The 23338-nt window shown below is 67.3% G+C and carries 26 protein-coding genes and 1 tRNA gene; 12 read left to right on the top strand and 15 right to left on the bottom strand.

Annotated features, from left to right (window positions below):
* Nucleotides 1-275: 275 nt before the first annotated feature.
* Nucleotides 276-1079, bottom strand: coding sequence for a DUF72 domain-containing protein (locus SAZ01S_RS11920; protein WP_084582480.1), 804 nt, complete (start codon nt 1077-1079; stop codon nt 276-278).
* Between the two features lie 63 nt (nt 1080-1142).
* Between SAZ01S_RS11920 and SAZ01S_RS11915 the strand changes: the two genes are divergently transcribed.
* Entirely contained in the window at nt 1143-1838 is a 696-nt protein-coding gene (locus SAZ01S_RS11915) for a FadR/GntR family transcriptional regulator (protein ID WP_084582479.1), read from the top strand.
* Between the two features lie 5 nt (nt 1839-1843).
* Here SAZ01S_RS11915 and SAZ01S_RS11910 read toward each other — a convergent pair whose 3' ends face one another.
* On the bottom strand, nt 1844-2242 hold the full coding sequence (locus SAZ01S_RS11910) for a DUF2147 domain-containing protein (RefSeq protein ID WP_084582478.1): 399 nt from the start codon (nt 2240-2242) through the stop codon (nt 1844-1846).
* Nucleotides 2243-2353: 111 nt separating this feature from the next.
* Nucleotides 2354-2428, bottom strand: a tRNA-Gly gene (locus SAZ01S_RS11905).
* A gap of 220 nt (nt 2429-2648) precedes the next feature.
* Between SAZ01S_RS11905 and SAZ01S_RS11900 the strand changes: the two genes are divergently transcribed.
* From SAZ01S_RS11900 to SAZ01S_RS11885, 4 genes are all read left to right on the top strand, one after another.
* Nucleotides 2649-3545 carry a tetratricopeptide repeat protein gene (locus SAZ01S_RS11900; RefSeq protein WP_084582477.1) on the top strand — a complete coding sequence of 299 codons (897 nt, stop codon included), beginning with the start codon at nt 2649-2651 and terminating at the stop codon, nt 3543-3545.
* Nucleotides 3542-4150 carry an LON peptidase substrate-binding domain-containing protein gene (locus SAZ01S_RS11895; RefSeq protein WP_084582476.1) on the top strand — a complete coding sequence of 203 codons (609 nt, stop codon included), beginning with the start codon at nt 3542-3544 and terminating at the stop codon, nt 4148-4150. Before SAZ01S_RS11900 ends, SAZ01S_RS11895 begins: the two co-directional genes overlap by 4 nt.
* Before the next feature lie 148 nt (nt 4151-4298).
* Entirely contained in the window at nt 4299-4637 is a 339-nt protein-coding gene (locus SAZ01S_RS11890; RefSeq protein WP_084582475.1) for a P-II family nitrogen regulator, read from the top strand.
* 14 nt (nt 4638-4651) lie between these two features.
* The gene (locus tag SAZ01S_RS11885) at nt 4652-6079 is read left to right on the top strand and encodes an ammonium transporter (protein WP_084582474.1); all 1428 of its coding nucleotides are present in this window, start codon (nt 4652-4654) and stop codon (nt 6077-6079) included.
* A gap of 180 nt (nt 6080-6259) precedes the next feature.
* On the opposite strand, the gene SAZ01S_RS11880 is transcribed toward SAZ01S_RS11885, so the two are convergent.
* Nucleotides 6260-6685 (bottom strand): protein tyrosine phosphatase family protein, encoded by a 426-nt coding sequence (locus SAZ01S_RS11880; protein WP_084582473.1) that lies wholly within the window; start codon nt 6683-6685, stop codon nt 6260-6262.
* A gap of 64 nt (nt 6686-6749) precedes the next feature.
* The gene (gene recQ / locus SAZ01S_RS11875; RefSeq protein WP_084582504.1) at nt 6750-8519 is read right to left on the bottom strand and encodes a DNA helicase RecQ; all 1770 of its coding nucleotides are present in this window, start codon (nt 8517-8519) and stop codon (nt 6750-6752) included.
* A gap of 109 nt (nt 8520-8628) precedes the next feature.
* Here recQ and SAZ01S_RS11870 point away from each other — a divergent pair, with 109 nt between their 5' ends.
* Both SAZ01S_RS11870 and SAZ01S_RS11865 read left to right on the top strand, forming a co-directional pair.
* Nucleotides 8629-9141: a GAF domain-containing protein gene (locus SAZ01S_RS11870; protein ID WP_084582472.1), complete on the top strand. Its 513-nt coding sequence runs from the start codon at nt 8629-8631 to the stop codon at nt 9139-9141.
* Nucleotides 9142-9216: 75 nt separating this feature from the next.
* Nucleotides 9217-10668 (top strand): ATP-binding protein, encoded by a 1452-nt coding sequence (locus SAZ01S_RS11865; RefSeq protein ID WP_084582471.1) that lies wholly within the window; start codon nt 9217-9219, stop codon nt 10666-10668.
* A 3-nt stretch (nt 10669-10671) separates the two neighbouring features.
* On the opposite strand, the gene SAZ01S_RS11860 is transcribed toward SAZ01S_RS11865, so the two are convergent.
* The gene (locus tag SAZ01S_RS11860) at nt 10672-11361 is read right to left on the bottom strand and encodes a phosphatase PAP2 family protein (RefSeq protein ID WP_084582470.1); all 690 of its coding nucleotides are present in this window, start codon (nt 11359-11361) and stop codon (nt 10672-10674) included.
* A gap of 216 nt (nt 11362-11577) precedes the next feature.
* Nucleotides 11578-13863 (bottom strand): CDC48 family AAA ATPase, encoded by a 2286-nt coding sequence (locus SAZ01S_RS11855; protein ID WP_084582469.1) that lies wholly within the window; start codon nt 13861-13863, stop codon nt 11578-11580.
* Nucleotides 13864-14156: 293 nt separating this feature from the next.
* On the opposite strand from SAZ01S_RS11855, the gene SAZ01S_RS11850 reads away from it, so the two are divergent.
* From SAZ01S_RS11850 to SAZ01S_RS11835, 4 genes are read left to right on the top strand one after another with little or no spacing between them, the layout of a single operon-like run.
* A complete protein-coding gene (locus SAZ01S_RS11850) occupies nt 14157-15062 on the top strand; it encodes a LysR substrate-binding domain-containing protein (RefSeq protein ID WP_084582468.1) in 906 nt (301 codons plus the stop codon).
* A gap of 59 nt (nt 15063-15121) precedes the next feature.
* Nucleotides 15122-15622: a sterol desaturase family protein gene (locus SAZ01S_RS11845; protein WP_084582503.1), complete on the top strand. Its 501-nt coding sequence runs from the start codon at nt 15122-15124 to the stop codon at nt 15620-15622.
* A gap of 50 nt (nt 15623-15672) precedes the next feature.
* The gene (msrB, locus tag SAZ01S_RS11840) at nt 15673-16086 is read left to right on the top strand and encodes a peptide-methionine (R)-S-oxide reductase MsrB (RefSeq protein ID WP_084582467.1); all 414 of its coding nucleotides are present in this window, start codon (nt 15673-15675) and stop codon (nt 16084-16086) included.
* Between the two features lie 44 nt (nt 16087-16130).
* Complete coding sequence (locus SAZ01S_RS11835) at nt 16131-18278, top strand: transglycosylase domain-containing protein (RefSeq protein WP_084582466.1); 2148 nt, start codon at nt 16131-16133, stop codon at nt 18276-18278.
* Here SAZ01S_RS11835 and SAZ01S_RS11830 read toward each other — a convergent pair.
* Genes SAZ01S_RS11830 through SAZ01S_RS11820 form a run of 3 tightly spaced genes read right to left on the bottom strand, consistent with a single transcriptional unit; the run spans nt 18275 to nt 19955 of the window.
* Nucleotides 18275-18946 (bottom strand): M48 family metallopeptidase, encoded by a 672-nt coding sequence (locus tag SAZ01S_RS11830; RefSeq protein ID WP_084582465.1) that lies wholly within the window; start codon nt 18944-18946, stop codon nt 18275-18277. The genes SAZ01S_RS11835 and SAZ01S_RS11830 overlap by 4 nt on opposite strands.
* Nucleotides 18943-19386: a YcgN family cysteine cluster protein gene (locus SAZ01S_RS11825; protein WP_084582464.1), complete on the bottom strand. Its 444-nt coding sequence runs from the start codon at nt 19384-19386 to the stop codon at nt 18943-18945. Before SAZ01S_RS11825 ends, SAZ01S_RS11830 begins: the two co-directional genes overlap by 4 nt.
* Complete coding sequence (locus SAZ01S_RS11820) at nt 19374-19955, bottom strand: SCO family protein (protein WP_084582463.1); 582 nt, start codon at nt 19953-19955, stop codon at nt 19374-19376. Before SAZ01S_RS11820 ends, SAZ01S_RS11825 begins: the two co-directional genes overlap by 13 nt.
* A 71-nt stretch (nt 19956-20026) precedes the next feature.
* On the opposite strand from SAZ01S_RS11820, the gene SAZ01S_RS11815 reads away from it, so the two are divergent.
* Nucleotides 20027-20644 carry an ankyrin repeat domain-containing protein gene (locus SAZ01S_RS11815; RefSeq protein ID WP_084582462.1) on the top strand — a complete coding sequence of 206 codons (618 nt, stop codon included), beginning with the start codon at nt 20027-20029 and terminating at the stop codon, nt 20642-20644.
* 4 nt (nt 20645-20648) lie between these two features.
* Here SAZ01S_RS11815 and SAZ01S_RS11810 read toward each other — a convergent pair whose 3' ends face one another.
* From SAZ01S_RS11810 to SAZ01S_RS11790, 5 genes are all read right to left on the bottom strand, one after another.
* The gene (locus tag SAZ01S_RS11810) at nt 20649-21146 is read right to left on the bottom strand and encodes an MmcB family DNA repair protein (protein ID WP_084582461.1); all 498 of its coding nucleotides are present in this window, start codon (nt 21144-21146) and stop codon (nt 20649-20651) included.
* An 86-nt stretch (nt 21147-21232) separates the two neighbouring features.
* The gene (locus SAZ01S_RS11805; protein ID WP_245824790.1) at nt 21233-21850 is read right to left on the bottom strand and encodes a cell wall hydrolase; all 618 of its coding nucleotides are present in this window, start codon (nt 21848-21850) and stop codon (nt 21233-21235) included.
* Between the two features lie 197 nt (nt 21851-22047).
* Nucleotides 22048-22389 (bottom strand): DUF1491 family protein, encoded by a 342-nt coding sequence (locus SAZ01S_RS11800; RefSeq protein WP_084582459.1) that lies wholly within the window; start codon nt 22387-22389, stop codon nt 22048-22050.
* Nucleotides 22386-22853 carry a PaaI family thioesterase gene (locus SAZ01S_RS11795; RefSeq protein ID WP_084582458.1) on the bottom strand — a complete coding sequence of 156 codons (468 nt, stop codon included), beginning with the start codon at nt 22851-22853 and terminating at the stop codon, nt 22386-22388. The genes SAZ01S_RS11800 and SAZ01S_RS11795 overlap by 4 nt, the downstream gene beginning before the upstream one ends.
* Nucleotides 22840-23307: a PTS sugar transporter subunit IIA gene (locus SAZ01S_RS11790; protein ID WP_084582457.1), complete on the bottom strand. Its 468-nt coding sequence runs from the start codon at nt 23305-23307 to the stop codon at nt 22840-22842. The genes SAZ01S_RS11795 and SAZ01S_RS11790 overlap by 14 nt, the downstream gene beginning before the upstream one ends.
* Between the last annotated feature and the right edge of the window lie 31 nt (nt 23308-23338).

The following is a 23338-nucleotide window of genomic DNA, read 5'->3' as shown; positions in this document are numbered from 1 at the left end:
GTGATTATCAATTACTCGGCGGCTTGGCTAGACCTTGAACGCCCCCGGAAAAATCCCAATGTCGGAGCGGCGGCGCCGCGCATTTCCGCCGCCGCGCCGCCGACCTTATTGATAGCCGCCTTCTTCCTCGCGCTCCTCGGCGGCGTCCTTCTGGGCCTCTTCCATCGCTTCGGCTTCGTCGTCCTGCGGCTGCTGCGGTTCGGGATCGTGAATCATGCTGGGCCTCCTCGGGGTTGCACGCGATCAACGAAGCGCCGGCGCAAAGGGTTCGCCGTTCAGCCGAGCCTGCGGATGAGCTCCTGGGCACCTGCCGGTGCGCGAACCTTACCCCCATGGATGAAGAAGACGAAGGTCTCGCGCGGCTGCACCGGCGCGGGCTCCGGCGCGAAGGTCGGCAGCCCCTCGGGCTGGCCCCCCGCCGCCCAGGTCTTGGCGGCGTCCACCCAGCGCGGCAACTCGGCCTCGGGGTAGCAAAAGGGATTGTCGTCCTCGCCTGCTTCGAGCCGCGCATAGACGAAGTCGCCGCTGACATCAGCGAGCCCGGGATATTGCGGCGAGTCGGCGAAGACGATTCCGACGCCGGCCGCTCGGCACAGCGCGACGAATTCGGGCGTCTGAAAGCTTTCGTGCCGCACCTGCACCGCGTGGCGCAGCTTTACGCCGTCCTGCTCGGCCGGCAGCAGTTGCAGGAACGCGCCGAAATCCGCCGCGTCGAACTTCTTGGTCGCCATGAACTGCCAGAAGATCGGCCCGAGCTTGTCGCCCAGTTCGGTCAGCCCCTGCCCGCAGAACCGCGCGATCGATTCGCCCGCCTCGGCCAGCACCTTGCGGTTGGTGACGAAGCGCGAGCCCTTCACCGTATAGACGAAACCCTCGGGCGCCGCCGCCGCCCAGCCGGCGAAGCTGGCGGGCTTGAAGGTGGAATAATAGGTGCCGTTGATCTCGATCGCGGTGAGCGCGGCCGCTGCATATTCCAGCTCGCGCTTCTGCGGCAGCTTGTCGGGATAGAAGGTGCCGCGCCACGGCTCGAAGGTCCAGCCGCCGATGCCGACGCGGATGGGGGCGAAGGAATCGGACATCGGCAGCTCCTAAGACGATGGCGCGACTCGCCATTTTCCATGGCCTTAGTATCTTGGGCGGCGATGTCGCGAAACCTCAGCCCCGCCACCGACCAGCGCCTTGCCGACCAGGCCTATTCGCGCATCGTCGAAATCATTCTGGACGGCCTCAGCATTGGCGATCGCCTGCCGTCCGAATCGCGCCTGGCCGAGAGCTTCGGCATGTCGCGCACGGTGGTGCGCGAGGCGCTGGTCCGCTTGGCTGCCGACGGCATCACCGAAGCGCGCCGTGGCGCCGGCTCCTATGTGATGCGCCGCCCGTCGCTGCGACTGGGCGCACATATGGCGTTCGACGAGCTTTCGGCGACGCTCGGCACCTATGAGGTGCGATTCGCGCTCGAATCGGAAGCCGCACGACTGGCAGCGCGCCGACGCTCGCCCGAGCAGATGGCGGAGATCGAATCGGCGATGGCTGATCTCCGCAAGGCCCTGCTCTCGAGCGATCCTGCGCATGACGAAGATTGGCGGCTGCACCGCGCGATCTTCCGCGCCACCGCCAATCCCGCCTTCGAAAAGGCGTTCGAGCATCTCCACGAGGAGACCATGCGAATCATGCGCGCCGGGGTCGACATCGCCCGGTTGCGCGAGGCCGAGCCAATCGCGGCGATGGTGCGCGAGCACGAAACCGTCGTCGAGGCGATCCGCGCGCAGGATGCGGACGGCGCGGCGCTGGCGATGCGCTGGCATCTGTCGGAAGGGCGAAAGCGGCTGATGCCCTGAGTCGGTCAGGGCCGCACGCGCGTCCAGGTCTGCGCCTTGCACACCGCGCCGAGCAGCGCGCAGCCCTTGCCGACGATGGTGTTTTCATCGACCACGGTCACGGTGCCGCTGAAACGCTGATTGATATCCGGCACGAACACCGTGCCCTTCCACAGGCCTGCGCGCACGATCTTGAAATTCTGGAACAATTGCGTGCCGATCAGCTGCTTGGTGCCGCCCCGCTGGGCATCGGCCTTGGCCTTGTCGCTGGCCCAGATCACCGTTGCGCACATGCTGTCGGCGCCACAGGGCTCGGCGCGGACATGCACGCTGTTGCTGGGGTTGCGCCACACCGAGGGCTGCGGCCGCTCGTCGGCGCCGGTCACCAGCGTGGCCAGTATCAGCGCGATAGGTAGGGAATGCATGCGATGTCTCCGAATAGCCGGAGGGGGCCTGTAGCAGCCAATGCCTGCCGATCCATGTCGGGAAGCCACAATATCGTGATGGCAGCGGAACGGCGTGATCGCCGGAAACGCTGGAGCGGGCGAAGGGATTCGAACCCTCGACCCCAACCTTGGCAAGGTTGTGCTCTACCCCTGAGCTACGCCCGCTCTGGCGTTGTGGCCGGGAGCGTTTCGAAGCGCTCTCGGCGGGTGAGGCGGGCCAACTAACAGCGGCTTTTGCAGTGCGCAACCCCCCTTTTGCACTTTTTGGAAAAGACTTGGCGGTTCGGCCTCGAACGCCCAAATAGGGGACGACCCGCCCGCGCGCCCGTCAGAGGCGCCGGCACCCGCAGTTCGCCTGAAGGAGCGCATTTTGGCCACGCTTGGTTTGAGCCCCGCCGACAAACAGGCGGTAGACGCCTTCCGCAAGGACGTCGTCGAGCCGTCGATGTCGAAGCTCGTCATCATCGATTTCTGGGCCGAATGGTGCGGGCCGTGCAAGGCGCTGGGCCCGGTGATCGAAAAGGTCACCGACGAATATGCCCCCAAGGGCGTGATGCTGGCCAAGATCGACGTCGACAAGAACAACTTCATCGCCAGCCAATTCCAGGTCCGCTCGATCCCCACGGTCTATGCGATGTTCCAGGGCCAGCTGGTCGCCGACCTGACCAGCGCGCGCACCGAATCGCAGCTGCGCACGATGCTCGACCAGATTCTGCGCCAGCTGCCGATCAGCGGCGAGGAAGCCGAGGCAGAAGCCGAGCTTGAGCCGCTGATCGCGATGGGCGAGCAGGTGCTGGCCGACGGCGATGCCGAGCGTGCGCTGTCGATCTTCGACCAGATCGCCGAGATCGCACCCGACCATGCGGTGGTCGCCGCCGGCCGCGTCCGGGCGCTGACCGCGCTGGGCCGCCATGACGAGGCCCAGGCCGCGCTCGACGCGATCCCGGGCGACGCCGCCAAGGCGCCCGAGGTCGAGCGTGCCCGCGCCGCGCTGAGCCTCGCCCGCGAAGCGCAGCCGGTCGGCGATCTCGCCGGCCTCGCCGCGCGCGCTGCCGCGAATCCCGAGGACATGGATGCGCGCTACGAACTCGCCGGCGGCCAGATGGCGGCGGGCGATCGCGAAGGCGCCGCCGAGACGCTGCTCGCCATGGTGCGCGACGATCGCGCGTGGAACGAGGGGGCCGCCCGCCAGCGGCTGCTCAAGCTGTTCGAAGTGGTGGGTCTCGAAGACCCCTGGGTCGCGGCCCAGCGGCGCAAGCTGTCGCAGATCCTGTTCGGATGAAGACGACGCGGCTCTCGGTGTTTCCTCTGGCAGGTGCGCTGCTCTTCCCGCGCATGCACCTGCCGCTCCACATCTTCGAGCCGCGCTACCGCGCGATGGTCTCCGAGGCCCTCGCGCGGGATCGTCGCATCGGCATGGTCCAGCCGCGCGACGACCGCGATCCGCCGACGCTGTTCGATATCGGCTGTGTCGGCCGGATCGCCGATGTGGAGGCGCTCGACGATGGCCGCTTCAACATCGTGCTCGAAGGCCTGACGCGCTTCACCATCGTTCGCGAGCTGGAAGTGGGCACACCGTTCCGCCAGGTCGAGGCGACGCTGGAAGCGGCCGGTGAGTCCGAACAACTGTCGCTCGCAGCCCGCGCCTCGATCGAGATGGAGTCGCGGCGCTTCGCCGATGGCCTGGGCTACATGGTCGATTGGGAGGCGGTGACGCGGCTCGACGATGAATCGCTGGTCAACGGCATCGCCCAGATCGCGCCATTCGACGCCGCCTCGAAGCAGGCGCTGCTCGAAGCGCCCTCGCTGGCCGACCGCGCCGAGCTGATCGTCCAGCTGATGCAGTTCTTTGGCCGGCACGGCGAGGACAGCGCAACGCTGCAATGAGCCCCTGCCCGTTTTTTGGGCAGCGCAGCGGCGCAAAATTCACCACTTCGTAATATTTGGCGGCGGCAAACGCGCAGCTGCGCTGTGCGTTCCATTTGGCACGTCGTTTGCAGGAATAGCTCCCGGGACAACCGCCAGAGGGGGCGAAATGAAGCTCATCATCGCCATCATCAAACCCTTCAAGCTCGACGAGGTGCGCGAGGCGCTCACCGCTGTCGGGGTGACGGGCATGACCGTGACCGAAGTGAAGGGGTTCGGCCGCCAGAAGGGCCAGACCGAGATTTATCGCGGCGCCGAGTACAGCACGAACATGGTGCCGAAGATCAAGATCGAGGTCGCCGTGGGCAGCGATCTTGCCGACCGTGCCGTCGAGGCGATCCAGGCCGCGGCAGCGACCGGGGCGATCGGTGACGGCAAGATCTTCGTCCTCGACATGGGCCAGGCCGTGCGCATCCGCACCGGCGAGACCGACGAGACGGCGCTGTGAGCAAGGGGGTAGCAATGAAGCAAGGATGGAAGACCGCCGGGCTCGCGCTCGGAGCGGCCGCGGTCGTCGCGGCGATGCCCGCCTGGGCACAGTCCCCGGCACTGATCAAGGCGCCCACCGTCGCCCAGCAGGCGACGATGGTGAACAAGGGCGACACCGCCTGGATGCTGATCTCCTCGGCGCTGGTGCTGCTGATGTCGGTGCCGGCGCTGGCGCTGTTCTATGGCGGCCTGGTGCGCACCAAGAACATGCTCTCGGTGCTGATGCAGGTGTTCATGATCGTCTCGGTCGCATCGCTGGTGTGGTGCACCTGGGGCTATTCGATGGCGTTCACCAGTGGTGGCGCCAACCAGTTCTTCGGCGGTTTCTCCAAGGCGTTCCTGATCGGGGTCAGCGGCAGCACCTATGCCGCGACCTTCTCGAACAACGTCTACATCCCTGAATTCGCGTTCGTCTGCTTCCAGATGACCTTCGCCTGCATCACGCCGGCGCTGATCGTCGGTGCCTTTGCCGAGCGCGTGAAGTTCACGCCCCTCATCATCTTCACGGTGCTGTGGATGACGATCGTCTATTTCCCGATCGCGCACATGGTCTGGTACTGGGCGGGCCCGGACTTCCTGGTCGACACGCCGACCGACTATGGCTTCCTGTGGGGCAAGGGCGCGCTCGACTTCGCCGGCGGCACCGTCGTCCACATCAATGCGGGCATTGCCGGCCTGGTCGGCTGCCTCGTGATCGGCAAGCGCGTGGGCTTCAAGAGCGAGCCGATGCCGCCGCACTCGCTGACCATGACCATGATCGGCGCCTCGCTGCTGTGGGTGGGCTGGTTCGGCTTCAACGCCGGTTCCAACCTCGAATCGAACGGCGTCACCGCAGTGGCCTTTATCAACACCTTCGTCGCCACCGCCGCGGCAGCGGTCAGCTGGGCGGTGATCGAGCAGGTCGTGCACAAGAAGCCGTCGCTGCTGGGTGGCGTTACCGGCGCGGTCGCCGGCCTCGTCGCGATCACCCCGGCCTCGGGCTATGCCGCGCCGATGACCTCGATCGTGCTCGGCCTGGTCGTGTCGCCGGTCTGCTTCTTCTTCGTCACCACGGTGAAGAACAAGCTGAAGTATGACGACTCGCTCGACGTGTTCGGCGTGCACTGCATCGGCGGTATCCTGGGTGCGCTCGGCACCGCGATCGTCGCCGATCCGAAGCTCGGCGGCCAGGGCGTGATCGACTACACCAAGTTCCCGGCGGTTGCCGCGCCCAGCTACGACATGGCTACCCAGCTGGTCACCCAGCTCGAGGCGGTGCTGCTGACGCTGGTCTGGTCGGGCGGCGTCTCCGCCATCCTGTTCTACGGCCTGAAGCTCACCATCGGCATCCGCCCCTCCAAGGAAGTGGAAGTCGAAGGGCTCGACATCAACGAGCATGGCGAGCGCGCCTACAACTACTGACAAGTTCGGGCGCCGCGGGATCCTCTCCTGCCGCGGCGCCCCACCGAGGTTCCTCCTGCGGACGACTGGGCTGGTGGGCAACCACCAGCCCATTTTTTATGTGCGGGGTTCGCCGAGGTCCGCCGCTTGCAGCAAGCGTTCCCCTCCCGCTTGCGAGAGGGGAACGATAGAGTGGAAGGCTTACTTCCCGGCCAGCTGCGCCAGCGCCGGCCGAATGCCGGAAAGGTCGTACCCCGCGCCCGCGCCCTTCGCGACCAGTTCCTCCGGCGCGCGGCCCTTGTAGGCGCTGGCCAGCGCCCAGAGGTTGCACGAGCGGGTGCCCGAGCGGCAGTATGCCAGCACCGGCCCGTCCACCGAGCCCAACGCCTCGGCCATCGCCTCGACCTGCGCCATCGAGAAACCGCCCGGCGTCACCGGGATCTCGGTATAGCCGAGCCCCGCCGCCTCGGCGGCCTCGGCGATCTGCGCGCCGGTCGGCTGGCCGAACTCCTCGCCCTCGGGGCGGTTGTTGATGATGTGCACGAATCCCGCCGCCGCAAGTGCCGGCACGTCCTCGGGCCGGATCTGCGGCGCCACCGAGATGCTGTCGTCGATCTTGTTGGGCATGGCAGGTCCTCCTTCTGAATTGCGTCTGCGGCTGTAGCGCGCGCCGACGCCCTGAGGAAGCCGATCAGAACTGGCGAAGGACGTTCAGGAACTCCTGCCCATAGGCATCCAGCTTGCGCGCGCCGACGCCCGAGAGCTGCCCCATCTCCGCCAGCGACGACGGGCGCACCATCGCCATGTCGCGCAGCACCGAATCATGGAAGATCACATAGGGCGGCAGCCCGGTCTCCTGCGCGATCTCGCGGCGCTTGGCGCGTAGCGCCTCGAACAACGGATTCCCGACCGGGTTGGGCACCGACCCCTTGGCGCCGCGGCGACGCCGTTCGCGCTTGGGCGGCAGGACAAGCTCCAGCTTTGCCTCACCCTTGAGAATCGGCCGTGCCTCGGGACCGAACTCCAGCCCGCCATGCTCGTTGGTGCGCAGCGCGTCGCGCAGCAGCAGCGCCCGCGACACGGGCTTGAGCATCGCCACCTCGTCCCCATCGACGATGCCGAAAACGGACAGTTTCTCATGCCCGTTCATCAGGCTGCGCTCGGTCGAGACGCCGGTGAGGATGCCCTCGATATAGCCGACACCGTACAGCATGCCGGTGCGGAACACCGCCGAAAGGAATTTTTGCGCCGTGACGCTGGCGTCGATCGCCGCCGGCGGATTGAGGCAGTTGTCGCAATTGCCGCAGGTCTCGGGCGGATCCTCGCCGAAATGCTTCAGGAGGATGCGGCGACGGCACCCCGCCGTCTCGACCAGCGCACCGAGTGCCGTAAGTCGGGCGCGCTCGCCGGGCTGGCGCGAGGATTCCACTTCGCCGATCCGCTGGCGGGCACGCGCGAAATCGTCGGCACCCCAGAACAGGTGCGCGACCGACGGATCGCCGTCGCGTCCCGCGCGGCCGGTTTCCTGGTAATAGGCCTCGATCGACTTGGGCAGCCCGGCATGGGCGACGAAGCGCACGTCGGGCTTGTCGATCCCCATGCCGAACGCCACGGTGGCGACCACCACCATGTCCTCGCTCGCGACGAACTGCGCCTGGTTGCGCCGCCGCACCTCGGGATCGAGCCCGGCATGATAGGGCAGCACCGGCCGCCCGGTCTCCGCCGCCAGCTTCTCGGCGAGCTGCTCCACGCCCTTGCGCGTCTGGGCATAGACGATGCCGGGGCCGGGATTCTCCGCGACGATGTCGATGATCTGGCGCGTCGTGTTCTCGCGCGGGGCGATATGGTAGCGGATGTTCGGCCGGTCGAAGCCGGCGACGATAAGCCCGTCTTCCGGAATGCCCAGCTGTTCGAGGATGTCGGCACGGGTATGCGCGTCCGCCGTGGCGGTCAGCGCTAGCCGCGGTACCTCCGGAAAGCGGTCGAGCAGCGGGCGGAGCAGCCGGTAGTCAGGGCGGAAATCATGCCCCCATTCGGAAACGCAATGCGCCTCGTCTATCGCGAACAGGCTGAGCGGGGCTTGCGTCAGCAGGTTGCGGAAGCCTTCGCCCGAGGCGCGCTCCGGGGCAATATAGAGCAGGTCAAGCTGCCCGGCGCGAAAGCGCTCGATGGTTTCGGCGCGATTGTCGTCGACGCTGGTGAGCGTCGCCGCGCGGATGCCGACGGCTTCGGCTGCACGCAGCTGGTCGTGCATCAGCGCGATCAGCGGGCTGACGACGACGCAGGTGCCCTCCAGCATCACCGAAGGCAGCTGATAGGTCAGCGACTTGCCCGCACCGGTGGGCATCACCGCAAGCGTGCGCTGGCCCGCCATGACGCGGTCGACCACCGAGGCCTGCACGCCGCGAAAGGCGTCATAGCCGAAAACCCGGCGGAGATGTTCAATGGGATCGGGACGCATGGCTGCCATCAGACTGCCCGGCAGGTGCTTGCGCTGTCGAGCAAATGTTAACTTGTTCCTCGGTAGTAGCCCGATTGTGCCGGGGGGCGCAAACGCAGGAAGACATCGCATGCCGCTTGATCCCTCGGACGAACCCGCCCGCCTCGCCGAACTCAAGGGCTATGGCGTGCTCGACACCCCCAACGAAGCCGAGTTCGACGCAATCGTGCGTGAGGCTGCAGCCGCACTGGGCGTGCCGATCGCGTTGATTTCGCTGATCGACGACAACCGCCAATGGTTCAAGGCACGCGTCGGGCTGGAGCCGCAGGAGACGCCCCGCTCGATCTCCTTCTGCACCCATGCGATCCGCGGGCCGGACGTGTTCGTCGTCCACGATGCCAAGGCCGATCCGCGCTTCTCGGAGAACCCGCTGGTGACCGGCGATCCCAACATCCGCTTCTACGCTGGGGCGCCCTTGCGCACCGCCAGCGGCAAGCGGATCGGAACCTTGTGCGTGATCGACAGCACCGCGCGCCCGCAACTCACCGAGCAGGATACCGCACGCCTCACGTTGCTCGCCGAGAAGACGATGCAGGCACTCGAACGCCGCCGCCAGCGCCTGAATGCCGCCGACGCGGCCTGAAGCGAAACAAACACCCACAGTTTTCGGTGGTGCGGCCCTTGCCGCTGGCCCCCCTGATCCGGCAAAGCGGTCCGGATGACCGTCAGCGTGGACATGGGCGTCGACGGCACGGGCGGACCCGTGCCGGTCGATCTGGAGGAGTTGCTTGCAACCCGATTGCTCGTCCAGGGCAATTCGGGCTCGGGCAAGTCGCACCTGCTCCGCCGGCTGCTCGAACAGTCTGCGGGTCACGTCCAGCAGGTGGTGATCGATCCCGAGGGCGACTTCGTCACCCTCTCCGATCGCTACGGCCATCTCGCGATCGAGGCGGTCGACCATAGCGAGCGCGATGTTGCCCGCTTTGCGGCGCGTATCCGCGAGCATCGCGCTTCGGTCGTGCTGAGCCTCGAAGGGCTGGAGGCGGAAGGCCAGATGCGCTGCGCCGCCACCTTCCTCAACGGTCTGTTCGATGCGCCGCGCGACCATTGGTATCCGGCCCTCGTCGTCGTCGACGAGGCCCAGCTGTTCGCCCCCGCCGGCGGCGGCGAAGTGGCGGAGGAGGTGCGCCGCGCGTCGCTCTCGGCGATGACCAACCTGATGTGCCGCGGCCGCAAGCGCGGGCTTGCCGGCGTGATCGCGACGCAGCGACTGGCGAAGCTCGCCAAGAACGTCGCGGCGGAAGCCTCCAACTTCCTGATGGGCCGCACCTTTCTCGACATCGACATGCAGCGCGCCGCCGACCTGCTCGGCATGGAACGCCGCCAGGCCGAAGCAATCCGCGATCTGCAGCGCGGGCATTTCCTCGGCCTTGGCCCGGCGATCACTCGGCGGCCGGTCGCGATCCGCATCGGCGCGGTAGAAACCAGCGCGCGCAGCTCCAGCCCCAAGCTGACCCCGCTGCCCCAGGCGCCAACCGAAGACATCAAGGATCTGCTGCTCGCGCCCGCCGAGCCCGAATGGGTGCCCCCGGCCCCGCCGCCGGCGCATGCCTATTCCCAGCCGGAAACGGTGCTGGAGCAGCTCGCCCGTTCGGCACCCGCGCCGATGGAAATCGAGCCCGATCGCGATCCCGAGGAAGTCGCCGGTCTGGTCGCCGACGTGCTGCGCGCGATCGTCGAGGACGAACAGTCGACGCTGCGCTCGCCCGCGGTACTGTACCAGGATTTCCAGGTGCGCTGCCGGATGGTGGGGCTGAACCGTCCACCGCTGGATCTTTCGGGCTTCGTCCGCAGGCTGTCGGCTGCGCGTGCCGGCATCCATGGCGATCCCGACGACGACTGGGCGCAGGCGCTGGAAGCGGCGCGGGCCCTACCCGACGACATGCTTGGGCCGTTCCTGCTCGTCGCCAAGGCGGCGCGCGAGGGGCTGCCCTGCCCGAGCGATACCGATATCGCGACCAGCTACGGCACCAGCTCGCTCGGCCGCGTGCGGCGGCTGATGCAGTATATCGAGAGCAAGGGGCTGTTCGTCACCCGCGTCGACCTGTCGGGCAAGCGCTCGATCACGATTCCCCGGCTCGGCTGGACGACGCAGGCCTCTGACGGCTGAGCCTCAGCGCCCGAAATTCTGGGGGCGGTGCAGCCGCGCGTTGAGCGCGAACATGCACAGCGCCCAGATCGCGCCGAAGCACCAGCCGGCCAGCACGTCCGACGGCCAGTGCACGCCTAGGAAGACGCGGCTGCAGCCGATCAGCAGCACCAGCAGCACCGCGAAGCCTAGCAGATAGGCGCGTGCCCATCGGCTGGTCTGCGTCTGCGCGACCATGATGCCGAGGGTGAGATAGACCGCCGCCGAAATCATCGCATGGCCGCTGGGGAAGCTGGCGCTGGAGACATGGGCGAGGTGAGGCACCACGTCGGGGCGCTGCCGGTGCAGGAAGATCTTGAGCAGCGCGTTGATCGTCGATGCGCCGACCAGCGATCCGCCGAGCAGCAGCGCTTCGGAGCGCTTGCCGAATGCGAACAGGAAGGTCAGCGTCGCCGCCCCCGCCAGCCACAGCACGGTGTAGCCGCCAAGCGCGCTGATATCGATCGCCGACTGGAGCAGCCAGGGCGGGCCGATCGGTGTGGCGAGGTCGCCGGGGGTGCGGAAGGCCAGCAGCAGCGCGGGATCGAACGCGAACCCGCTGGCGAAGCGCAGGCAGAGGAAGGTCGCGAGCCCCGCCAGCGAAAAGCCCAACAGGCCGAGCGCGGGCCAGAGCCATTGACGATTGGAAGGCTGAAGCGGGTTTGAATCGGTCATGCTGCTCGCGTCTTGGAGGGAGCGGTCGAACTATCGCGGAGGTGGTGGACCCAAACGGCCCCTCAAAAGCCGTCGTCATTCCCGCGAGACCGGGAATCCATTCGCCTGTGTGTTCGCGGAAAGAACCGCGGCATCAGCGCCAATGGATCCCAGCCTTCGCGGGGATGACGAGGTCTTTGGGCCTGGACAATAGCCCTTCCGGTCGTTGGACGACCCTTAGCCCTTCGGGCCGCGACCTTCCAGCATGCCGGGCGCGATGAAGCCGATCGGCTGGATCGACGAGGCCTGCTGCTTCAGCTTGCCCTGCATCGCCTCGTAATCGCTCTCCATCTCCGGGGTGACCGTCGCCCGCGAGTCCTTCAGCGCTTCCTCGAAATGCGCCATCGTCACTTCGCGCGTCGCCAGCGACTGGCGGAGCGCGACCAGGCCGGCGCGGCGGACCACGTCTTCCAGATCGGCGCCGGTGTAGCGCTGGGTCTGCTCGGCGATCGAGCCCAGATCGACATCGCTGCTAAGCGGCATCTTGTCGGTCTGGATGCGCAGGATGCGCTCGCGCCCGGCCTTGTCGGGCACGCCGACATAGACCAGCTCGTCGAACCGGCCCGGGCGGAGCAGAGCAGGGTCGATCAGGTTCGGCCGGTTGGTCGCCCCGATCACCACCACCGACTGGAGTTCCTCCAGCCCGTCCATCTCGGCGAGGATGGTGTTAACCACCCGCTCGGTCACCTGCGGCTCGCCCATCGAACCGCCGCGTGCCGGCACCAGCGAGTCGAGCTCGTCGATGAAAATCACGCAGGGCGCGACCTGCCGGGCACGCGCGAACAGCCGGGCGATCTGCTGCTCGCTCTCGCCATACCATTTGGAGAGCAGGTCGCTCGACTTGGTGGCGATGAAGTTCGCCTCCGCCTCGCGCGCCACGGCCTTGGCGAGCAGCGTCTTGCCGGTGCCCGGGGGCCCGTAGAGCAGGAAGCCCTTGGCCGGCCGGATGCCGAGGCGCCGGAACGCGTCCGGATCTTTAAGCGGCAGCTCGACGCCTTCCTTGAGCCGCATCTGCGCATCGTCGAGGCCGCCGACATCCTCCCAGCGGACGGTCGGCGCCTGCACCATCACTTCGCGCATGGCGGAGGGCTGGACGCGCTTCAATGCCTCCAGGAAATCGTCGCGGGTGACCGACAGCGTGTCGAGCACCTCGGGCGGAATCGTGCCTTCCTCGAGGTTGAGGCGCGGCATGATCCGGCGCACGGCCTCGATCGCCGCCTCGCGGGTCAGCGCGGCGAGGTCGGCACCGACAAAGCCGTAGGTGGTACGCGCCAGTTCCGCGAGGTCGACATCCTCCGCCAGCGGCATGCCGCGGGTGTGGATTCCCAAAATCTCCCGCCGACCGCGATCGTCCGGCACACCGACGACGATCTCGCGATCGAACCGGCCCGGACGGCGCAGCGCCTCGTCGATCGCCTCAGGGCGATTGGTCGCGGCGATGACGACGATGTTGGCGCGCGCCTCCAGCCCGTCCATCAGCGTGAGCAGCTGGGCGACGAGCCGCTTTTCCGCCTCGCCGGTCACCTGGCCGCGCTTCGGCGCGATCGAATCGATCTCGTCGATGAACACGATCGAGGGCGCGTTCTTCGACGCTTCCTCGAACACCTGGCGCAGCCTTTGCTCGGATTCGCCATAGGCCGAGCCCATGATCTCGGGCCCGTTGATCAAGTGGAAGCTGGCATCGCTTTCGTTTGCCACTGCACGCGCCAGCCGCGTCTTGCCGGTCCCGGGAGGCCCGTGCAGGATCACGCCCTTGGGCGGATCGACGCCCAGCCGCTGGAACAGCTCGGGATAGCGCAGCGGCAATTCGACCATCTCGCGCAGCTGGTCGATCGTGCCTGCCATGCCGCCGATATCGTCATAGGTGACGTCGGCCCGGCGGCTTTCCTTGGCCTCCTCATATTCGGTGCGGAGCTCGACCTCGGTATGCTCGTCGATATGCACCACGCCGCGTGGCACGGTGGAGAGCACCGTCAGGCGGATCTCCTGCAGCGCATAGGCGGGCGCCCGCACGAACTGCTGCACGTTGGGCGGCACGTCGGCGCGCTGGTGCCCGACCGTGGCGATGGTGTCGCCGGAGGTAAGGGGCCGCGTGAAGAAGGTGCGCTTCAGCGCCTCGCCGGTGCCGCGCAGCCGCAGATTCGCCTGGGCGGGGCCGAACACGACGCGCGTCGCCGCCTTCGAATCGGCGCGGCGCACCTCGACAAAGTCGCCCGAGCCGACCCCGGCATTGGCGCGCTGGAGCCCGTCGATGCGGAGCAGCTCCAGTCCTTCGTCTTCGGAATAGGGGAGCACCGCACGTGCAGGCGTGCTGCGCTTGCCGACAATTTCGATCACATCGCCCTCGGTGATGCCGAGGGCAGCCATCAGGCTGCGCGGGATATGGGCCAGTCCGCGGCCGCTGTCCTCGGGGCGCGCATTGGCGACCTGAAGGCGGCGGGTGCGGGATTCGTCATCGGCCATTCTGGGTTCCTTCGTGGCGGTAGGCCCGAAAGCTAAGAACGGCGGAGGCAAAAAAAAGGGCCGCCTCAAAAAGGGCGGCCTTGGAAAGTTTTAGGAGAGGATGCCTGAAAGGCCTGCTCTATGTGCAGCGCGGCACGGTTTTGTGCAAGTGCGAAAATTACACCGCGTAGATGCAAGGCTTGCAATCAGTGTTGTCCGTAGCGATACTGGTGGGGAGGGAGCGGGGCTGCTGCGCCGGGCAGAGAGTGCCGCTTTGAGTATACTGCATTGCACCATTGAGAGAGTCGGATTCGATGCGTCGCCTTCCGCCGCTCACTGCCATCGAAGCCTTTGTCCAGGTTGCGCGCCTGGGCTCGATCAAGGCCGCTGCCGAGGAACTGGCGCTGTCTTCTCCAGCACTTAGCCGCCGCGTGCAGGCGCTGGAGCGTTTCATCGGCAAGCCGCTGTTCGAGCGCCGTCACCAGTCGCTACGGCTCAACGACGATGGCGACCGGCTGCTCAGCCTGATCGCGCCGGCGCTCGACACGATGACCGATGCGATCGAGACGATGACCAGCGGCAGCGAGTTGCTGCGGCTCCGACTCGGCGTGCTGCCGCTCTACGCTACGCAGCAATTGCTGCCGCGCCTGCCCGAGCTCAAGAAGCAGCACCCTCAGCTGCATCTCGACGTCGACACCGGCAGCCATGGCATGGCGCGGCTGGGCGACGGTCTCGATGCGGCGATCGTCATCGCCCGGGATATCGATCCCGGCTATTACTCGCGCCGGCTCGATCGCAACCGCGTCCACGTCATCGGCGCGCGGAGTCTCGTCGAGGGCCCCAACCCGGTGCGCGATCCGACCGACCTGTCGCGCCTGACCGCATTGGTCCACCGCGAAATGCCCGAGACCTTCACCGCCTGGCGAATGGCGGCGGGCTATCCCGATCTCGAGCCCGCCGCGATCGACCTGTTCGATTCGGGCAACCTGATGCTGGAGGCCGCCGCGCAGGGGCTGGGCGTCGCCTTCATGCTCGAATCGCACTACCAGTCCGCCCGCGACGAGCGGCTGGTGCAGCTGTTCGACCTCGCGGTGGAGAGTCATTACAGCTACTGGTTCGTCTGCCGCCCCCGCGCGCTGACGCTGCGACCGGTGCAGATCTTCCACGACTGGCTGATCTCGGCGATGGGCGCCGATCTGCTCGACATGCCGCAGGGCTGACCCTGCCCCTTTGGGCAAAGTCAATGGAACGGCGGGCCGCAATCGCCTACAGGGAGGCCATGTCGCCGCTCAATGCCTTCCTGCTGTTCGTCGCTACCGTGCTCGGCATGGAGCTGTTCGCTTATGCCGCGCATCGCTGGATCATGCACGGGCCGGGCTGGTTCCTGCATGCCAGCCATCATCGCCCCCGCACCGGCAATTGGGAGTGGAACGATCTGTACGCCGCGATCTTCGCGGTGCCCTCGTTCGTGCTGCTGCTCGGCGGCGTCCAGCTCGGCTGGTGGCCGGGCTTCACCTGGATCGGCGCAGGCATCGCCGCCTATGGCGCGATCTATTTCGGCTTCCACGACCTGATCGTCCACAAGCGGATACGCCACCGCTACATTCCCCGCTCCAGCTACATGAAGCGGATCGTCCAGGCGCACCGGCTTCACCATGCAGTACGTACCCGCAAGGGCACGGTGAGCTTCGGCTTCCTCTATGCGCCCAGGCCCGAGGTGCTGAAGGCGCAGCTGCGGCAGAGCGGGGCGGTCGTCCAGCGGATCACCATTCCCGATTGAGCGCTTCCCCGGATTGACGGCGGCTGCCCCCAGACCCACATTTTGGGCCTATGGAACAGCTGAACCTCCCCGAGTCCGAATGGCGCAAGCGCCTTACCCCCGAGCAGTTCCACGTACTGCGCGAGGCAGGTACCGAGCGCGCCTTTTCGGGCCGCTACAACGACAACAAGGCCGACGGCATCTATCGCTGCGCCGGCTGCCAGCTCGAACTGTTCGACAGCATCGACAAATATGATTCCGGCTCCGGCTGGCCGAGCTTCACCCAGCCGATCGCGGCTGGCCATGTCAGCGAGCATGCCGATACCAGTCATGGCATGCGCCGGATCGAGGCGCGGTGCGCACGCTGCGATGGCCATCTCGGCCATGTCTTCCCCGACGGGCCGCCGCCGACGGGCCTGCGCTATTGCATGAATTCGGTCAGCCTCGATTTCCGGGCGCGCGCCGCGGGCGCATCGGCCGCCTGATCCTTGTGGGAATGCCCCGCACGCTGTAATCGACCACGCCGTACATGGCCGTGAAATCGAAAACCGCAGCTGCGCCCTGGTGGCGCCGGGGCTCCTTCTGGAAGAAGTTCTTCCTCTGGTCGCTGGTCAGCGGCGTGGCGTTGGCGCTGATCGCCTTCATCGCGCTGGTGATCGCGGTCTATTCGGCGCGGGCGACGCTGCCCAGCTTCGACCAGATGAAGTCCTCGCCCAACGGCCAGATGATCCGCGTGCATGCGGTCGACGGCACGGTCCTGGTCTCGCTCGGGCCGAGCTATGGCGAGTGGATCAAGTACGACCAGATCCCGCAGGTGATGAAGGACGCGATCATCGCGACCGAGGATCGTCGTTATGAATCGCACTGGGGCGTCGACCCGATCGGCGTGCTTCGCATCCTCTGGGTGGCCAAGCGGCTGCACGACGAGGGCCGGCGCCTGCAGGGCGGCTCGACCATCACCCAGCAGGTCGCGCGCACGATCTTCCTGTCGAACAAGTACAGCGTCGGCCGCAAAATTCGCGAGGCGGTCCTCGCGCTGGCGCTCGAGCGTAAATTCTCCAAGCAGGAGATCCTCGAGCTCTACCTCAACAAGGTCTATTTCGGCGGCGGCGCCTATGGCATCGACGCGGCGAGCCGCAAGTTCTTCGGCCACCCGGCGACCAACCTGACGCTGGGCGAATCCGCGATCATCGCGGGGCTGGTGAAGGCGCCGTCGCATTATTCGCCCACCGCCGATGCCGAGGCCGCGGTCGATCGCGCGACCGTGGTGCTGAAGGTGATGGCCGATGCCGGCAAGATCAGCGACGCGCAGGCCAGCGCGACCGATCCGCACGCGGTGCAGCTGGCGCCGGAGCCCAAGCAGAACAGCGTGCGCTACTTCACCGATTGGGCACTGCCGCAGCTGGAGACGCTGATCGACGAGACCGACGCGCCGCTCGACGTGTGGACGACGCTCGACCTCAACATGCAGCGCAGCGCCGACCAGGCGATCCGCGTCAACGCGCCCGACGGCGCGCAGGGCGCGCTCGTCTCGATCGACCGCGACGGCGCGGTGCGGGCGATGGTCGGCGGCAAGGACTATGTGTCCTCGATCTACAACCGCGCGACCCAGGCCCAGCGCCAGCCGGGTTCGTCGTTCAAGCTGTTCGTCTATCTCTCGGCGCTGGAGGCTGGGCACAAGCCCGACGACATCGTCGTCGACGAGCCGGTGACGATTGATGGCTGGACCCCGCGCAACGATTCGCGCCGCAACAGCGGCCCGATCACGATCCGCACCGCCTTCGCCTATTCGGTCAACACGATCGCGGCGAAGCTGGGCCAGGAGGTGGGCTTCACCACCGTGGCGGACATGGCCAAGCGCTTCGGCATCACCACGCCGATCAACACCCAGCCGGCGATGGTGCTCGGCACCTCGAACGTCCGCCTGATCGACATGACCCGCGCCTTCGCCTCGGTCGGCAACAACGGCGTCGCGGTGACGCCCTATGGCATCACCCGGGTGACCGCGAACAACCGCGTGATCTACCAGCATGAGGTGGACACGAGTCACGTGCTGGTCGCCAACTATGTCGCGGCGCAGATGATCGACCTGATGCAGACGGCGGTGGCCACCGGCACCGGCCGCGCGGCGCAGATCGGCCGCCCGGTCGCGGGCAAGACCGGCACTACGACGTCGAACAAGGACGGCTGGTTCATCGGCTTCTCGAGCGGCCTCACTACGGGCGTGTGGATGGGCCGCGACGACGCCAAGGTCGTGCCGGGGCTGCAGGGCGGCCGCGCGCCTGCACGCGCCTTCCACGACTTCATGATCCAGGCGGTCGCCAATCGCCCGGTCGAACAGTTCGAGACGCAACTGACCCCGCCCGACAACATGCTCGAACCCGACGAGGACGCCTATGGCGCACCCGACAACGGCATGATGGTCGATCCCGACGGCAATCCGATCGCCCAGCCGCCGCAGGTGCCGGTGGAGCCGCAGGACGGCGGCGACAGCGACGGCACTCCGCCGGCGCAGCAGGGCGGGCGCCCTGCGCCCGTCCAACAGCAGGGCGAACGGCTCGATCGCGACTGGATCAACCGGATGACCGGCCGCGCGCCCGCGCAGCAACAGCCCGGCCGCCAGCCGCAGCGCCAGCCGGCACCGCAGGACCGCCAACGGCCCAACGACGAATACTAGGCTCGACCGACCCAGTGCAGCGCCGCACCGTGGCGGCGTAGCCAGTGCCGATGCGGCGTCGGGTCAGCGCCGTAGAGCTGCTCGACCAGCGCGTGAAATTCGGGGCCGTGGTTCATGTGCACCCGGTGCGCGACTTCGTGCGCTACCGTCGCCCGGCGGACCTCGCTGGGCGCCAGGATCAGTCGCCAGCTGTAGCGGATCACCCCCGTCGAAGCGCAGCTCCCCCAGCGGCTGCGCGCATCGCCGATCGCCACCTTGGTGACGCGCACCCCCGCGATCGCCGCATAATACGCGGTTTCTTCGCTCAGCACCCGCAGCGCCTCGGCGCGGAGCCAGCGTTCGACGCGGCGGCCCAGTCCTTCCTCGGTCCCGCCGCAGAGCAGTTGATCGCCTTCGCGCCGCACCCCGCGCACGCCCGCCGCAGGCCAGACGATCACAAGCTCGCCATCGCCGAACGGCACACGCGCTCCCGGCACGAACGGTCGCCCACCCGGCAGCCGCGCGCGTTGCGCGGCGATCCAGACCTGCTGCTCGCCCACCCATTGCATCGCCTTGGCGAGGCTGGCGCGCGGCGGGATGGTCAGCCGCACCTTGCCGTCGCGGGGGTTGATCGCGAGCCGCATCCGCCGCGCGCGGGGATGGCGGATCACTTCGAGCCCCTCGATCAAAGGCGGCGGTCCGTCATGTGATGTTCGAGATCGCCGGCATCGTCCTCGGAGATGGTCCAGCCGCGGGTCGATTCCCCCGCCTTATGCACTGCCTCGCGGTCGCCCGAGACGAGATAGTGCCATTCGGGCAGCTTCTCGCCATTCGCCCGCAGACGATAGGCGCAGGTGGTGGGCAGCCATTCGATGTCGCGCACGTTGCGCGTCGTCAGCCGCACGCATTCGGGCACATAGGCGCGGCGGTGCTTGTAATCCTTGCACAGCCCCATCCGGCGATCGAGCAGCTTGCAGGCGACGTTGGTGGCGAACAGTTCGCCGGTCTCCTCGTCCTCCAGCTTGTGGAGGCAGCATTTGCCGCAGCCGTCGCACAGGGCTTCCCATTGTGCGCGGTCGAGGGCCTCCAGCGGCAGATCTTCCCAGAATTTGATGGTCAACGCACCCAATGCTCAAGCTCGGCGACGATCGCCTTGGGATCCTTTTCCAGCGGCAGGCTGGTGATCGGCTTGCCGTCCGGCCCCATCAGATAGGCGACCTCGGTATGGCCCATCAGATAGCCCGACGGCGTCGGCTGCTTCATATAGGCGATAGCATATTCCTTTGCCACCTGCGCGATCGCTTGCGGCGTGCCGGTGAGCCCCACCAGACGCGGGTGGAAATTGCCGACATATTGCTTGAGTTGCGCCGGGGTGTCGCGCTCGGGATCGACCGAGATGAACAGCGGCACGATCTTCTGCGCGATGCGCGGCGCCTGCTTGTCGAGCGTGCGCAGCGCGGCGCCGATCTTGGTGAGGTCGGTCGGGCAGACGTCCGGGCAATAGGTGTAGCCGAAATAGACGATGCGGTACTTGCCGGCGAAATCGGCGTCGGTGACGGTCTTGCCATCCTGGTTGGTGAGCGTGAACGGACCGCCAACGCGCGCGCCGGCCAGCGGCGGCTCGCCGGGGCCGCTCGCGCCACAGGCCGGCAGCGCCAGAAGTGCCGCAACGCCAAAGATCCGAAACATGCTGTTCATGGTAACCACCGCCAGTCTTTGCTAGGAGGGTCGCCGCATCCGTCGCCAGTATCGAAGGTACCGATCCAGCAATGACGTTCCGTCTCGCCTCTGCCGCCGCCGCGGCGCTGTTTCTCCTGCCGCTCCCCGCATCGGCCCAGGGCTTGGGCCAGCCGCGCGAAAGCATCCAGTTCCTCGATGCGATCCGTAAGCAGGACGGGAACAAGGTCAACGAGTTCCTGCGCGACAAGGCCGTCACGATGATCAACGTGAAGGATCCGTACGGCACCGGCGAGGCGGCGCTCCACATCGTCGTGAAGCGGCAGGACCCGACCTATCTGTCGGTGCTGATCAACCAGCCGGGCGTGAACGTGAACATCCAGGACCGCGACGGCAACACGCCGCTGATCTTCGCGGCAGGCCTCGGCTGGGCCCCGGGCGTGGACGCGCTGCTCGCCAAGAAGGCCAACGTCAACCTCGCCAACAATGGCGGCGTCACCCCGCTGATTCGTGCGGTGCTGGCGCATGACCCGGAAGTGGTGAAGAAGCTGCTCGACGCCGGCGCCGATCCCGATCGCGCCGATTTCGGCGGCGGCCTCTCGGCGCGCGAATATGCCCAGCGCGAAACCCGCTATCCGACGATCGCCAAGCTGCTCGCCGACGCCCCCAAGGTGGGTCGCGCCGCCGCCGCGGCAGGTCCCAAGCTCTAAACGCTCAGAACCCGTCGGCGACGTCGGGGTCGAGCGTTCCCAGCAGCCTTCGCCCCGCGCGCCGGGCGAAGGCCAGCGTGGCCTTGCGCCGCGCTGCGGCCGCAAGCGGCACCGTCGCCGCTTCGCGCGCCACTGCCGCGTCGTAGCGATCGGCGACGATCAGCCCGGTGCGTTCGGGCAGGAAATGCGGCTGGTCAAGCGGGCGCAGGTCGAAGCCTTGCGGCACCGCCCAGAAAAATCGATCGCAATGGGCGAGATATTCCTGCCACTTGCCGTCGCCGAGCAGATCGGCACGCGATACCTTGATCTCGACGATCACGATGTTGCCGCGCGCATCGAGCGCCATCAGGTCGACCCGCCGGCCGCCTTCCAGCGGCACCTCGGCGATCGCCACGCAATCATGGCGCAGCAGCATCCGGCACACGCCGCGCACGACGTCGGCGCTGACCAGCGCCGACGCTTCTGGCGAGGGCGAGGGGGGCAGGGGATGGTGCGCGTTCATGGTCGGAAACCTAGAACAATCCACGAACATAGAAAAGCCGCCGAATCGCTTCGGCGGCTTTTCGATTCCGGTCGGCAGCGAGCCGATCAGCGATAGAAGATGTGGTTGCCCACCGTGGCGACCGACGCGCGACCAAGGCTGGCATTGGCGTAGCGCGCGTGGAAATAGAGCGCGTCCCCGGCCGGGCTTTCCCACAGATTCTTGCGGGCAACCTGCGCCACCGCCAGCGCGCGGCGCCACTGCGCGTTCGCCGGCGGGGTCGGCAGCTTGCCGTGGCGGACGAACGAGAACTGGCCCTTCTGGGTGACGACCGAGCAGACCGAGCCGGGGAAGCGACCCGAGGTGCTGCGGTTGAGAATCACGTCGGCGACGGCGAGCTGGCCGGAGAGCGACTCGCTGCGTGCCTCGAAATACACGCCCGTGGCGAGGCAGCGCAGTTCGCGATCCTCTTCGAGCGTGGCGATATCCTCTTGTGCGGCAACCGCGTCGGAGAGGGTGGCATATTCGGTGTTGCTGCCGTCCTGGGTGTCGGTCCCCTGCTGCTCGACCGCGGCCTGGGGCGCGGGAACCTGCTGGGAAGCGAGGACGTTCTGTACCTGAGCCGGTGCGGGCTGCACCGTCGCCTGAATCTTCGCCTCCTGCTGCGGGAGCGCGTTCAGGTTGAGCGTGGCGGCATTCGCAAGTGCGCCAGCGCAAAAAGTCACAGCTGCGAAAGTCGCAGCCCGTGGCAGAAACTTCATTTCAAATCTGTATTGTGCGGTTGGCGTGCGGTCGGACACTGCTCCCGAGGAGACTGGACCGCCGGACTTACCCCCCGACTGCGTAACCGATCGACTTCACACCCCGAACGGCACAACGCGAATGAACGTGGTAGCTCCTTTCGCGGGCGAGGCTCGGGCTGTCAACAAAGGTTCATCGTTTCAGCGGCGAACCGTTCGCCGCCTGCGATATCCAGTTCGACGACCCACAGATCGGTGTCGCGTTCGCGCCGCCGCCGCCAATAGGCGCTCGCCTCGGCCTCGTCGGCCAGTTCTCGGGGGCCGGCGGGGAGGAGCACCGGGACTCCGTCGGGCCCGATCGCCCGCTCGACAAAACGGGGTCGGCCGCCGCGTTCGAGCAGCAGGAGGAGAATCGCGCCCGAGGTCGCGTCGCCCTTGGCCAACACCATCGCCGAACCGCCGGTCGAATCCGCCCGGCGTACCAGCGCGCTCACCAGCATCGCGCTGGTCAGCCGCGGAGTCATGCGGTGCGATAGCCGGGCAGGGTGGCGAGCGGGATGCGCGAGCGCATGAAGGTACCGGTGCCGCGCGCCGCTTCCTCGCCATGCGCGTCGATCAGCCGCGCCTCGGCGACGAACACGCGGCGCTGGCCGCTTACCCAGCGGCCTTCGGCAATGACCGGGCCTTCCGCCAGCGGCTTGGTCAGCAGCAGGTTGAACGCGGTGGTCAGCAGAAAGCGATCGGTGACGAGGCTGTTCGCCGCATAGAAGGCGGCATCGTCCAGCATCTTGAAATAGCTGGTGCCGTGCGCCGCGCCGGCAGCGTGGAAATAGCGCGGATCGACCTCGAAGCGAATCCGCGCGACGCCTGCTTCCGGAATCTCGAGCACCGACGGAAACAGCTGGTTGATCGGTGCCGCAGCGTAGAGCGATTCGAGCGCCCGATAATGCGCCTCGGCCCCGGTCGGGGCCGATTCAGGCGGCGTCACGCGCCTCGACTCCGGTGAGCAGCACGTAGAGCGCGTCCGGCGAGCCGGCGCCGCGCAGCTTTTCCGCGAATGGCCGCTCGCGCAGGCGGCGCGAAACCGAAGCGAGCGCCTTGAGATGCTCGGCACCGGCATTGGTCGGCGAGAGCAGCATGAACACCAGGTCCACCGGCAGATCGTCGACGGCACCGAAATCGATCGGCTGGGTGAGCCGGGCGAACACCCCACACACGCGCGGCAGATCGTCCAGCCGCGCATGAGGAATGGCAATGCCACCACCAAAGCCGGTCGAGCCCAGTCGCTCGCGCTCGGCCAGGCGCTCCGCCACCAGCCGCGGATCGACGCCGTGCGCCGCCGCCGCGGTGGTACCAAGCTGCTGGAACAGCGCCTTCTTGTTGCCCGCCGTCACGCCGGCGAGCACCGCCTCCGGGACGAGCAAATCGCTCAGATCAGTCATTACTCGTTCCAAAGAAGCGGCTGCCCGCCGG

This window comes from Sphingomonas azotifigens NBRC 15497, assembly GCF_002091475.1.
Lineage (GTDB): Bacteria > Pseudomonadota > Alphaproteobacteria > Sphingomonadales > Sphingomonadaceae > Sphingomonas > Sphingomonas azotifigens.
This window is presented reverse-complemented; position numbering and strand designations above follow the sequence as displayed.